This is a genomic window from Streptomyces sp. NPDC041940, assembly GCF_055589465.1.
The window spans coordinates 1-12,365 of sequence record NZ_JBVJBP010000043.1 but is presented as its reverse complement, the minus strand read 5'-3'; the positions used below and the strand labels follow the sequence as shown (position 1 = coordinate 12,365).

Annotated in this window: 13 protein-coding genes; 5 read left to right on the top strand and 8 right to left on the bottom strand. The window is 71.4% G+C overall.

Translation table 11 applies throughout. The features are described from left to right. Nucleotides 1-193: 193 nt before the first annotated feature. From ACZ6I3_RS39200 to ACZ6I3_RS39170, 7 genes are all read right to left on the bottom strand, one after another. Nucleotides 194-1,786: a dipeptide ABC transporter ATP-binding protein gene (locus ACZ6I3_RS39200; RefSeq protein ID WP_469421103.1), complete on the bottom strand. Its 1,593-nt coding sequence runs from the start codon at nt 1,784-1,786 to the stop codon at nt 194-196. Further along, nucleotides 1,783-2,781, bottom strand: coding sequence for an ABC transporter permease (locus ACZ6I3_RS39195; RefSeq protein WP_382840553.1), 999 nt, complete (start codon nt 2,779-2,781; stop codon nt 1,783-1,785). Before ACZ6I3_RS39195 ends, ACZ6I3_RS39200 begins: the two co-directional genes overlap by 4 nt. Beyond that, complete coding sequence (locus ACZ6I3_RS39190; RefSeq protein ID WP_469421102.1) at nt 2,778-3,812, bottom strand: ABC transporter permease; 1,035 nt, start codon at nt 3,810-3,812, stop codon at nt 2,778-2,780. The genes ACZ6I3_RS39195 and ACZ6I3_RS39190 overlap by 4 nt, the downstream gene beginning before the upstream one ends. A gap of 4 nt (nt 3,813-3,816) precedes the next feature. After that, a complete protein-coding gene (locus tag ACZ6I3_RS39185) occupies nt 3,817-5,535 on the bottom strand; it encodes an ABC transporter substrate-binding protein (protein ID WP_469421101.1) in 1,719 nt (572 codons plus the stop codon). A 172-nt stretch (nt 5,536-5,707) separates the two neighbouring features. Continuing rightward, entirely contained in the window at nt 5,708-5,800 is a 93-nt protein-coding gene (locus ACZ6I3_RS39180) for an Ms4533A family Cys-rich leader peptide (protein WP_310851085.1), read from the bottom strand. 67 nt (nt 5,801-5,867) lie between these two features. Further along, on the bottom strand, nt 5,868-7,382 hold the full coding sequence (locus tag ACZ6I3_RS39175; RefSeq protein ID WP_469421100.1) for a DUF3152 domain-containing protein: 1,515 nt from the start codon (nt 7,380-7,382) through the stop codon (nt 5,868-5,870). An 8-nt stretch (nt 7,383-7,390) separates the two neighbouring features. Then, nucleotides 7,391-8,422, bottom strand: a complete 1,032-nt coding sequence (locus ACZ6I3_RS39170; RefSeq protein WP_469421099.1) for an alpha/beta fold hydrolase — start codon at nt 8,420-8,422, stop codon at nt 7,391-7,393. Between the two features lie 216 nt (nt 8,423-8,638). On the opposite strand from ACZ6I3_RS39170, the gene ACZ6I3_RS39165 reads away from it, so the two are divergent. The 4 genes from ACZ6I3_RS39165 to ACZ6I3_RS39150 all read left to right on the top strand — a co-directional run bounded on the left by ACZ6I3_RS39165 (nt 8,639) and on the right by ACZ6I3_RS39150 (nt 10,538). After that, nucleotides 8,639-8,863, top strand: a complete 225-nt coding sequence (locus tag ACZ6I3_RS39165; protein WP_382840538.1) for a hypothetical protein — start codon at nt 8,639-8,641, stop codon at nt 8,861-8,863. Between the two features lie 205 nt (nt 8,864-9,068). Next, nucleotides 9,069-9,710, top strand: a complete 642-nt coding sequence (locus ACZ6I3_RS39160) for a TetR/AcrR family transcriptional regulator (RefSeq protein WP_469421098.1) — start codon at nt 9,069-9,071, stop codon at nt 9,708-9,710. Nucleotides 9,711-9,845: 135 nt separating this feature from the next. After that, nucleotides 9,846-10,073 carry a DUF3107 domain-containing protein gene (locus ACZ6I3_RS39155; protein ID WP_189723087.1) on the top strand — a complete coding sequence of 76 codons (228 nt, stop codon included), beginning with the start codon at nt 9,846-9,848 and terminating at the stop codon, nt 10,071-10,073. Nucleotides 10,074-10,268: 195 nt separating this feature from the next. Further along, nucleotides 10,269-10,538: a hypothetical protein gene (locus ACZ6I3_RS39150; protein WP_208881609.1), complete on the top strand. Its 270-nt coding sequence runs from the start codon at nt 10,269-10,271 to the stop codon at nt 10,536-10,538. Between the two features lie 126 nt (nt 10,539-10,664). Here the strand turns inward: ACZ6I3_RS39150 and ACZ6I3_RS39145 are convergent, their stop codons facing one another. Continuing rightward, entirely contained in the window at nt 10,665-11,411 is a 747-nt protein-coding gene (locus ACZ6I3_RS39145; protein WP_059252463.1) for a ferritin-like fold-containing protein, read from the bottom strand. Nucleotides 11,412-11,772: 361 nt separating this feature from the next. Between ACZ6I3_RS39145 and ACZ6I3_RS39140 the strand changes: the two genes are divergently transcribed. Continuing rightward, on the top strand, nt 11,773-12,365 hold a 593-nt coding region (locus ACZ6I3_RS39140), incomplete at its 3' end, for a DEAD/DEAH box helicase (protein ID WP_469421097.1).

Here is a 12,365-nt window from a genome sequence, read left to right as displayed (position 1 = left end):
GAGGGGGGGCGGGGGGGGGTTGGGGGGGGGGGGGGGGGGGGGGGGGGGGGGGGGGGGGGGGGGGGGGGGGGTGGGGGGGGGGGGGGGGGCGGGCGCCCCCCCCCCCCCCCCCCCACCAAAAGGGGTGAACGGTCGTAACTTTCCCGTGCGGGTCGCGTTCTGTCGCGCTAGGAGATCAAGCGGACACGGATCGTCATGCCGCGGCCAACTCCCGTCGCTCCGCGCGGCGGCGCGCGGCGGCCTCCGGGTCGAGCGCCGGCACGGCGGCCAGCAGCTGCCTGGTGTACGGCTCCTGTGGCGACCCGTACACCTCGGCGACGGGCCCTTCCTCGACGATCCCGCCCTCCCGCATCACCGCGACCCGGTCGCTGACCTGGCGTACGACGGCCAGGTCGTGCGCGATGAAGACCAGCGCGAGCCCGAGTTCGCGCTGCAACTCCCCCAGCAGGTCGACCACATGCGCCTGGGTGGTGACGTCGAGGGCCGAGACCGGCTCGTCGCAGACGATGACGCGCGGGTCGGCCGCGAGCGCCCGCGCGATTCCGATGCGCTGGCGCTGGCCGCCGCTGAACTCGTGCGGGTAGCGGTCGTGGTGCGCCGCTTCGAGCCCCACGCGCTCCAGCAGTTCCGCCACGCGCTCCCGGATGCGCCCCTCCTCGGACTCGCCCCGCGCCCGGAGCGGATCGGCGATGGACCCGCCCACGGTGCGGCGGGGGTTGAGGGAGGAGACGGGGTCCTGGAAGACCATCTGCACGGCCGGGTTCACCCCGGTGTGCGCGCGGCCCTCGAACCTCAGCGATCCGGCCGTCGGCTCCAGCAGCCCGACGAGCATGCGCCCCAGGGTCGTCTTCCCGCTGCCGCTCTCGCCGACGATGCCGAGCGTCTCACCGCGCCGCAAGGTCAGCGACACCTCGTCAACAGCCGTGAACGCCCGCCTTCCGCGCCCGAACACGCGCTTCAGCCCGGTCGCCTCCAGCACGACCTCCCCGTGCGCCGACGAGGTCTTCCGGGGCGCGTCAAGACGTGGCACCGCGGCCAGCAGTTCCCGGGTGTACGGCTGGGCCGGCGCGCCCAGCACACCCGACACCGGACCGTGCTCGACCGCCCGCCCGTGCCGCATCACCAGCACCTCGTCGACGCTCTCGGCGGCGACGCCCACGTCGTGGGTGACGAGCAGCAGGCCCATGCCGGTCTCCTCGCGCAGCGTGTGCAGCAGGTCGAGGACCTGGGCCTGGACGGTGACATCGAGGGCGGTCGTCGGCTCGTCGGCGATCAGCAGGCGGGGCTCGCACGCGAGCGCCATGGCGATCAGGGCGCGCTGGCGCATACCGCCGCTGAACTCGTGCGGCCGGGAACGGGACCGCCGGGCCGCGTCCGCGATGCCCACCCGGTCGAGGACCTCGACGGCACGCGCGCGTGCCGCCCGCCCGGACACCCGCGCGTGGACGCGGTACACCTCGGCGATCTGGTCACCGATCGCGTAGTACGGGTCGAGGGAGGACAGCGGATCCTGGAACACCATCGCGGCCTGCCCGCCACGCAGCCGCCGCAACTCCACCTCGGAGGCCCGCTGCACGTCGGTGCCGGCCACCTCGACCGAGCCCCCGACCCGCGCTCCCGTGCCGCGGTGCAGGCCGAGCAGGGCGGAGGCCACGGTCGACTTGCCGGAGCCGGACTCGCCGACCAGGGCCAGGGCGGCGCCCTGCTCCAGGCGGAAGGAGAGTCCGTCGACGGCACGCAGCTCGCCGAAGTCCACGCTCAGGTCGGTCACGTCGACCAGGCTCATGTCAGCACCACCCGTCGGTCGGCCACCGCGTACAGCACGTCGGCGACGGCGTTGGCGAGGACCACGAAGAAACCGATGACCAGGACCATGCCGACCACGACCGGCAGGTCGACGACCTTGACGGCATGGACGAGTTCCTGTCCGATGCCGGGCAGGCCGAAGAGCGTCTCGGTGAGCACCGCGCCGCCGATCGCCGACCCGACGTTGTTGGCGTTCAGCGCGATGACCGGCGCGAACGCCCCGCGCAACGCGTGCCGTCCGACGATCGACCGTTCGCCGACGCCGTACGCGCGGAAGGTGCGGATGTGGTCCTCGGCCAGCGTCTCCAGCATCGACGCCCGGGTCAGCCGGGCGAACGCGGCGGCCTCGATGAGGGCCAGTGACAGCCAGGGCAGCACCAGGTTCCACGCCCACTGTTCGGGGTCGTCGCCGAGGGCGACGTACTGCGGGAAGGGCAGCAACCGCAGCTCCCCGCAGACAACGATCATCAGGACCAGGCCGATGACGAAGACCGGGGTGGCCGTGCCGGCGAGGGTGATGCCGGTCAGCACCCGCTCGGAGAACCGGCCGCGCCGCCAGGCGGAGAGCACGCCGGTGCCGACGCCGAGGAGCAGCCAGAGCACCATCGCGCCGGACACCAGGGACAGACTGACCGGGAGCTTTGCCCAGATCAGCTGCGTGACCTGCTGGTCGCTCTGGTACGACAGGCCGAGGCAGGGCGCGGAGCAGTGCTGCACGGACGTACCCGTCGAGTAGTCCTGGCCGGCGACGAGCCCTTGCAGGAAGTGCCAGTACCGCGCGAACAACGGGTCGTCCAGGTTCAGCTGCCGGGCGACCTGGTCCACCTGTTCCGGTGAGCAGCGTGGGCCGCAGGTGATCTGGGCGACGTTGCCGGGAGTGACGTAGAAGACGACGTAGACGATCACCGAGATGGCGAGCAGGGTGACCGCGGCGCCGACGGCCCGGCGCAGGACGAAGCCGGTGAGACCGTTCATGCCGCACCTCCCCCGGCGGCCTGCGCGTCATGCCCGCGCTCCTCGGCCGCCCTCGACTCCCGCTTCCGTCCCGTCCCGACGCGCAGCCGTGAGGCCGCGCGCGGGTCCAGCGCGGTGCGTACGCCGTCGCCGAGGACGGTCAGGGCCAGCACCGTCACGAACAGCGCGCCCGCGGGCAGCAGCAGGTACTGCGGGGCAGCCTGGTACCAGACGTCGGCGGCGGTGAGCATCTGTCCCCAGGAGGGCGTCGGCGGCTTCACGCCGACGCCGAGGAAGGACAGCGCGGCCTCGACGGTGATGTTCGACGGGACGAGCAGCGCGGCGTACGTGATGACGGGCGCGGCGATCCCGGGCAGCAGCTCGCGGCGGGCGATGCTCCAGGTGCCCCAGCCGCTGAGCCGGGCCGCGGAGACATGGTCGAGTTCCTTGAGGGTGAGCGTCTGCGCGCGCACGATGCGGGCGATGTTGCCCCAGCCGATCAGGCCGATGACGAGCGCGACCAGCACGGGGCGCGGGAAGCTCGACGGCACGATCGCGAGCAGCGCCAACGACATGATCATGAGCGGCATCGCGACGATGATGTCCGTGAACCGGCTCAACAGTTGATCAACCCATCGCTTCCCGAGTGCGGCCGCGACGCCCATGGTGACCCCGATGGCGACCTGCACGACGGTCGCCGCCAGCGCCACGCCCAGCGAAACCCGCGCACCGCACGTCAGCCGGGCGAACAGGTCGCGTCCGGTCTGCGGTTCGACGCCGAGCCAGTGGTCGGCGCTCATGCCGCCGAGCGACCCGATGGGCACGCCCCCGCGCGCGGAGTCCACCAGGGAGGGGTGGTAGGTGGTCGGGTCCTGGCCCTCCAGTGCCGTGAGCAGAGGCGCGGCGAGCGCGACCAGGACGAGCAGCGCGACGACGACCGCTGCGACGAGGGCGGCGCGCTGCGACCGCAGCCGCCGCCAGAACTGACGGGCCCCCGAGGCCCCCGGAGCGGACACTCCGGGGGCCTCGACGGCGAGAACTGCCTCGCTCACGGCGCTACTTCACCGCGACCTGGGAGATGTCCAGCACACCGGTCCAGTCGCTGATCACGATGTTCTTGACGTCCTGGCCGTACAGGCGCTTGTAGACGGGGTGGAACAACGGGACGGTCAGGGCCTTCTCGCCGATCTTCTTGTCCAGTGCGCCCCACCTCTTGGCAGCCTGGTCAAGATCCGTCAACTTGTTGATCGCGTCAATCTCGGCATTGACCGACTTGTCATTGAGCAGGCCCGTGTTGAAGTTCGCGCCGTCCTTGACGATCTGCCGGCCGTCGAAGATCGGGGCGAGGAACGGACCGCCGGAGGGCCAGTCGGCTCCCCAGTGGGCGAGGAAGAAGCCCGGCTCGGTCTTCACGTCGTGGATCTTGTCGGAGTAGTCGTTCTCCTCCAGGCCCTGCAGCTTGACCGTGACGCCGGCCTTCTTGAGCGCGTCCTGGATCGCGGTCGCGATCTCCGGGCTGGTCTCGAAGTCCTTGGCGTTGGAGTGCGTCAGCGTGATGGTGAGACCGTTCGGGTGGCCGGCCTGCTTGAGCAACTCCTCGGCCTTCTGCGGGTCGCCGCCCTTGCCCGCCGGGAACAGGTCGTACGGCGTGTGGCCGAAGGACTTCTGGTCGGGCAGGAAGGTGGTCGCGGGCTCGGCGAGCGCCGAACCGCCGGCGGCGTTGACCACGGACGACCGGTCGATGGCGTACGAGATCGCCTGCCGCACCCTGGGGTCGTCGAACGGCTTGATCGTCGGGTTGAACGCGATGTAGTTGGTGTAGCCGAAGTGCCCCGTGCCGACGCGGGCGGCCAGCTCCTTGTCACCGGTCACCTTGGCCAGCTCGGCCGGGCCGAGGTTGGTGTCCGTGGTGACCGCGGCGGCGTCCGCCCCCTGGGACGCGGACAGCCGCTGGTTGATCACAGACGAGTCGAGCCCGGACCGTACGTCGATCTTGTCCGGGTAGGCCTTGCGTTCGGCGTCGGTCGAGGCGGACCAGTGCGTATTGCGCTCCAGGGTCAGCCGCTCACCGTCGTTCTCGTTCCTCACGACCTTGTACGGCCCGGAGGAGACCGGGTGCTCCTCGTACTTCGTGCCCGTGTCCTTGCTCTTCGGGACGGGCGTGAACTGCGTCTGTGTGGCCAGGTACGGGAACTCGCCCTCGGGCTTGTTCAGGTGGAAGACGATGGTCCGCTCGTCCGGCGTCTCGATCGCGTCGAGGCCCTTCTTGTCCTTGTACGGGCCCTGGTAGTCGGCCGCCCCGACCAGCCAGTCCCGCAGATAGGGGGCGCCGCCCGACAGCTCGGGGGCGAAGGAGCGCTCGATGCCGTACTTGATGTCGGCCGAGGTGATCGGGGTGCCGTCCTCGTACGTGAGGCCCTTCTTCAGGGTGTACGTCCACACGGTCGCGTCCTTGCTGGGGCGCCCGGTGTCCGTGGCGAGGTCGGGGACGACCTCGGTGCCGGCGGCGCCGTCCTCGCGGTTGCGCGTGGTGAGCGTACGGAAGACCAGGGACGGGACGTTGCCGCCGCCGGAGGTGTACAGCCGTGCCGGGTCGAAGTCCTGCTGGGGAGTGGCGTTCAGGACCGTGAGCGTGCCGCCCTTGTGGGGCGTGGAGTCGCCGCCGGCACCCTTGGCATCGTTGTCCTTCGGCCCGCAGGCGGCGGCGCCCGCTGCCAGGACCAGGCTGACGGATGCCGCGGCCACGCGGCGCGCTGTGACGGACGGTTGGCGCATCGGAATGACGACCTCTCGATGATGTCTCGGATCGCGAGACGAGATGACGAAGGGTGAGACGAAAAGAATCAGACGTCTGCCCGGCGCCGGGTCGTCGAAGAAGCCGTGACCGAAGAAGCCGTGACCGGGTCACGGAGAGCATGGGTTTCGCGACGCGCGCCTGGGGCGGGCGTCAGCAACAGTGAATGTCGGCCACGCAGAGCGGGGTCACGCCGATGAGCGCCAGCTCGATGGCGGCGCGAACGGAGGCGGGACGGGGCGACATGCGCAGAAATATGTACGACTTTTCTGTGCATGTCAACGCGCGGTGCGGGCCGGCCCCGTGACGCCGGTCAATTCCCGGGGTAGGCCCAGGGGTTGGCACGGCAGCGAATGCCGTCGTGGTTGAGGAACTTGGTCTGCTGCTGCATGACCGGGGCGAGGTCGCCGTCCTTGTCGCAGGTGACGTGGTTGTAGCCGAGGCGGTGCCCGACCTCGTGGTTGATCAGCATCTGCCGGTATGCGTGGATCTTGTCACCGTAGGTGGGCGAGCCCTGCGCCCACCGGTAGGCGTTGATCATCACGCGCTCGGTCGCGGCCGAGTCGCAGGAGACGTTGTCCACGGTGGTGTCCAGGCCGGACTTGGCACACCAGTCGGCGGTCGTGCCGGGGCTGGCGAGAGTGATCACGAAGTCGGGCTTGCCGGAGTAGACGCGCTCGAAGGTGTTCGCGCCGTTGTGGGCCCAGCTGCGCTGGTCGTTGAGCGTCTTCTGCACGGCCTCGGCGAAGAGCTCGCCGTCCAGCCCGAGTCCCTGCTCCACGTCCACACGGTAGGTGTGCTTCTGGCCCGTACCGGGCGCCTTCGCGATTCCGGGGACGGCGTCGAACTTCCCCGAGCCCTTGTGCTTGGCGCCGAGCGGGTACGTCCTGGCCATCTTCTCGTCGTACGTGAGCGGCTTCGCGTCGGAGTCCGGGGCCGGGGTCTGCCCGCCACTGTGAGGCGCGGAGTCCCGGAGGTCGCGGGCCTGGTCGGTGGCGGACTGCGACTGCACGTCGGCACCGCCCTGGTCGTCGGCGACCTGGCCGGCGACGATCACTGCCAGCACGGTGGTGACGGCGGCGGCCGCGATGCCGGTGAAGGCACGGCCCTTGCCGCCCTTGGCCGGCGCGGGCGCGCCGGTGGGCTCCGCGTCGTCGCGGTCGCGGTCGCCGTGGTCGCGGTCGTAGCGGTCCTGGTCACGGTCGTCGAAGGGGGTGTCGGCCGGGGTGCCCGCGCTCCAGTCCGTGACGGAGGCGTAGGCGTCCGCCGCGTGCGCGGAGGCGGCCGTACGGGGCGCGAAGACATCGTCCCGTACGCCGAACACGTCGTCCCGTTCACCGAAGGCGTCGAGGTACTCCTGTCGCGGCCCGGGCACGGACGCGCGCCGCTGCCGCGGTATGGGAGCGCTGCCCCGGCCGTTCTCCGTCAACTCTCCCCAGCCGCCGCCGGGTTCCCGCTGCTCGGGGTGACCGCCGCGGGCAACGGGGAAGCCGTGCGCGGGGGTGCCGTCGGGCAGCCGCGGCACGCCGCGCCCCGGGGCGCCTTCCGGACTCCATCCGTCCGGCAGATGCGGCATCCCGTACGGCGGCGTGCCGGAACCCGGCGCGGTCCCGGAACCCGGTGCGGGCCGCGGGCCCGGCGTACGGCGAGGGCCCGCGCCCTGCGCCGGCCAGCCGCCCTGCGCGGCATCGGGACCCCGGCTCGGGTCCGGCGCCTGGCTCCGCCCTGGTCTCTCTCCCCGCGCCGACCCGGCCCGGTCGTCGCGTCCTGCGGTCGCGTCCGCGGTGTCGCCCTTGGCGACGGCCCCGCGGCGGCTGTGGCGTCCCACGTCGCGCCTCAGCCCCCCATGCTCTCGTCGGTGCTTTCAGTGTCGACGGCGTCACCCCGGGCCCGCCGCGCCCGCCGTGTGCCCAACTCTCCCGCATCCTCGAGGAGTTCACGAAACGCCAGGGCCACCGTCTCCGGGTACTCCATCATGGCCACGTGCCCGGCGTCCGGCAACGTCACCAGCCGCGAGTCGCGAAAGGCCCGGGCCGCCTTCTGAGCCATGCGGAAGCCGACCAGTTGGTCACGCCCACCGTAGACGAGGAGGGTCGGCGCGAGAACGCGCTCGGCCTGGCGCCACAGCCCCTGCTGGCCGCCCAGCGTGTACGCGTTGACGATCCCGCGCGCGGACCGCGCCATCGCGTCCCAGAAGTAGGGCAGCCGCAGCCGCCGCTCCATCTCCTGCACGGCGTTGCGGAAACCTTCCGGCGTCACCATGCCCGGATCCCCGTAACACAGCGCCATCACACCGCGGACCCGCTGCTCCGCCGTCCAGGCCCGGGTGAGCCGGGTGAAGAGCAGGGCCACACCGGGCACCGCCAGCAGCCCCGTGGGCACGGCGGAGCGCTGCACTCGGATCTCCGGCAGGGCAGGCGACACGAGCGTGAGCGTACGGACGAGATCGGGCCGTACCGCGGCGACACGGGTGGTGATGGCGCCACCGAGCGAGTTCCCGAACAGGTGCACGGGACCGCGCCCGGAGGCGTCTAGGTAGCGGATGACCGCGCGCGCGTGCCCCGTGACGGAGTAGTCGCCGTCGTCCGGTGGCGGGGAGTCGCCGAAGCCCGGCAGGTCGACGGCCTCGCTGTCGACGGCCTCCTCCAGCAGCGGCATCAGCGCCGACCAGTTCTGCGAGGAACCGCCGAGCCCGTGCACGTACAGGGCGGGAGGCAGCCCCTCGCGCGCGGGTGGCCGCGAGCGCACCGTCAGCGTGACCCCGGGCAGCTCGACCGACCGCAGCCGCTCGCCCTCCGCCACCCTGACGCCCCCCACCTTCGGCAGCACATTGGCGGGCGGCACGAACGGCAGCTCGGTCGAAGACATGCGGCAATGTTACGAGACGATCACGCAGTGGCTCATGTGTTCGCCTGTGTTCGCCGTCACAAGAATCGGACAGGAGCAGTTCAGGGGATGCGCACTGCGTCACGCCCCGGACGCGGATCGCATAGCGTCCGGATCGGGTGTCTCCTAGGCTCGTACAGAGGGCACCCGCGTGTGGCCCCTGCATCCTCAGGGACGTTCGTAGGAAGGGAGCCCAGCATGGCCGTAGACCCCACCGACCCCGAGACATTCGAGGCCGAGGACGCGCCCCAGGCGCAGGAGTACGACGTCGAGGCCCCCGAGGTCGACGCGGCCGAGCAGCACGCGGACCTCGCGCCGGACCGCGACGACCCGCTGACCGGCGTCGACCCGGACCGGGCCAACGAGGCCGATCTGGCGGAGCAGGCCCGGGTCGTCTCCCTCGACGAGGACGACTACCGGTGACAGCCCCCACCGGGGGCGGCGAACAGCGCCAGTAACAGGAATGAGGCCGCGCTTTGCCCGCTCTGCCCCTGTTTGAAACCTTCGCAACCGCTTTCGCAACCGTCCGGTCCGTGAAATTCTGCGCTCTCACCGCGCACACCACGGTTACCGAAAAGTACGATGGCGACGCGGCCAGATCCGCACGTGGACGACTATGGGAGGCGGCGTGACAGCCATCGAGCAGACAGAGGCGGTTCGCCCGCGGGGCACACGCCTGCCACGCCGTGCCCGACGCAACCAGCTCCTGGGAGCCGCCCAGGAGGTCTTCGTGGCCCAGGGCTATCACGCGGCGGCGATGGACGACATCGCCGAGCGCGCGGGCGTCAGCAAGCCGGTGCTCTACCAGCACTTCCCGGGCAAGCTCGACCTCTACCTCGCACTGCTCGACCAGCACTGCGAGTCGCTCATCCAGGCCGTGCGCCACGCGCTCGCCTCGACGACGGACAACAAGCAGCGCGTACGGGCGACGATGGACGCGTACTTCGTGTACGTCGAGGACGACGGCGGCGCCTTCCGCCTGGTCTTCGAGTCGGACCTGACGAACGAGCCCGCCGTGCGCGAGCGCGTCGACAAAGTCACCAACGAGTGCGCGGAGGCGATCTGCGAGGTCATCGCCGAGGACACCGGCCTGTCGCAGGCGGAGTCGATGCTGCTCGCCTCGGGCCTGGGCGGCCTGGCCCAGGTCGTCGCGCGGTCCTGGCTGCACAGCGACCGCAGCGTGCCCCGCGATCAGGCGGTGCAGCTGCTGACCTCGCTGGCATGGCGCGGCATCGCGGGCTTCCCGCTGCACGGGACCGATCACCACTGACGGGCGCTTTGTTCCCGCCCGATGTTCGCTCGTGGCGTTCTCGGGCGGGAACTGTACGTCCCCTCGCCGGGCTAATGTGTGCTGCGTACGGCGCGGAAGGTCGCGCACATCACTGACCGTCGGAGGGACATAGCCGTGGAGGTCAAGATCGGCGTGCAGCACGCGCCCCGCGAGATCGTTCTGGAGAGCGGTCAGAGCCCCGAGGAGGTCGAGCGCGTCGTGGCCGAGGCACTGGCCGGAAAGTCGCAGCTGCTGAGCCTCGTGGACGAACACGGCCGCAAGATCCTGGTCCCGGCCGACCGTCTCGCGTACGTCGAGATCGGCGAGCCGGCCCCGCGCAAGGTGGGCTTCGGCGCGCTGTAAGCCGTAGTCGCGCGAAGGGCCCGGCGGCCGTGTGCCGCCGGGCCCTCGCGCGTACGTGCGGTGCACCCGGACGTGCGTACGGCCGCACACACAGACGGATCACAACTCCTCCACAGCGCAGGATTGCATTCCGCAGGTCACGGGTAAGACGGGCTACGACCGTCGAGCCAGACCGGCCGTGGGAGGGACCCCGACATGATCCTCGAAGCACTCGGCTCCGCCGTGCTCGGTCTGCTCCTCGCGTGGGCGGCGACGGTCCGCCTCGGCCACCGGCTGCCGACCCGTCCGCTGGTCTACTGCACGGGCGTCGCCGGAGCCCTCTTCGGCGACTTCGTCACCCACACCGCCCTGGGCCCCGGCACCGCCCTGCTCAGCCTCCTGGGCGCCGCGGCCATCTCGGTGGCGTCCCTGTCCCTGCTGCTGCGCCCGACCGGCCGTCTGCGCCGACGATCGGCGACGGCGTAAAGCACGGAGCAGAAGGCGGCATGGGGCGGCGGCGACGGCGCGGCCGGGCCGCCGCGGAGCGGGGAACTACGCGCGACACCACGCGCCCGCAGCCACGAGACGACCGGCGCCCACCCCCACGGAGTGCTACGCCGCGAGGCCCAGCGCGGCCATCCGCTTGGTGTGCGCCTCCGTGATCCGCGAGAACATCTTCCCGACCTCGGCGAGGTCGAAGCCGTCGGCCACCCCGCCCACGAGCATCGTGGACAGCGCGTCCCGGTCCGCGACCACCCGCTGGGACTGCGACAGCGCCTCGCCCATCAGCCGCCGCGCCCACAGCGCCAGCCGGCCGCCCACGCGCGGGTCGGCGTCGATGGCGGCCCGCACCTTCTCCACCGCGAAATCGGCGTGCCCGGTGTCGTCGAGCACGGCCAGCACCAGCTCGCGGGTGTCGGAGTCGAGCCGGGCCGCGACCTCGCGGTAGAAGTCGCTCGCGATCGAGTCGCCGACGTACGCCTTGACCAGGCCCTCCAGCCAGTCCGACGGCGCGGTCTGCTTGTGGAAGCCGTCGAGCGCGGCCACGAACGGGTCCATCGCCGCCGTGGGCTCCTCGCCGATCTCGGTCAGCCGGTCCCGCAGCCGTTCGAAGTGGTGGAACTCGGCCGAGGCCATCTTCGCCAGCTCCGCCTTGTCCGCGAGGGTCGGCGCCAGCTTGGCGTCCTCCGCGAGCCGCTCGAACGCCGCCAGCTCCCCGTACGCCAGCGCGCCGAGCAGGTCCACGACCGCGGCGCGGTACTGCGGGTCGGCGGACGCCTGCGCCCAGTCCTGGGCGGCGACACCGGTGGGTTCGGCGGGTTCGGCGGACGCGTTCTCAGGCTTGTCAGAGCTAGTCATGAGGCGCACAATAGCCCGCTTGGCGCCTCTCTCAAGTCCCCGGCCGATCACTGTGACCACGACTACGTGACCAAATCGGCCATCGCATGTGCGCGAATCCGGGGTATGGTGGTAATGCGCCTGCCAGAGTGCGTCGACGGTGTTCGACGTGTCCCGACAGGCCGCATGCATGAGGATGCCCGGTCGGTGGCCCGATCGGCTCCGACCCGACAGCCCTCCAAGGCCGTACGGCAGTGACCGTACGACGACAGGAGGGACCCTCAGCGGTACGAGCGCTCGAGCGTCGGCAGAGGTCCCGTGTCATACGGCTCGCCCGAGTGGTTGGTCCGTACGGCAGCCGACGTCCCCGGCACGGTCAGACATGACCCCCGCGCTCGCCTCGCACCGCGCACACAGAAGAGGCAGCACCCTGACTACGACGTTTCGTGAACTCGGAATCCTCCCCGAGACCGCCGAGGCCCTGGAAGCCGTCGGCATCATCACCCCCTTCCCCATCCAGGAGATGACGCTCCCCGTCGCCCTTTCCGGCACGGACGTCATCGGCCAGGCCAAGACCGGCACCGGCAAGACGCTGGGCTTCGGCCTCCCGCTCCTCGAGCGCGTCACCGTCCCCGCCGACGTCGAGGCCGGACGCGCCGCCCCCGAGGCCCTCACCGACGCCCCGCAGGCGCTCGTCGTCGTCCCCACGCGCGAGCTGTGCACCCAGGTCACCAACGACCTGCTGACGGCCGGCAAGGTCCGTAACGTGCGCGTCGCCGCGATCTACGGCGGCCGGGCCTACGAGCCCCAGGTGGAGGCCCTGAAGAAGGGCGTCGACGTCGTCGTCGGCACCCCGGGCCGGCTCCTCGACCTCGCGGGCCAGAAGAAGCTGAACCTGAAGCACGTCAAGTGCCTGGTCCTCGACGAGGCCGACGAGATGCTCGACCTGGGCTTCCTGCCCGACGTCGAGAAGAT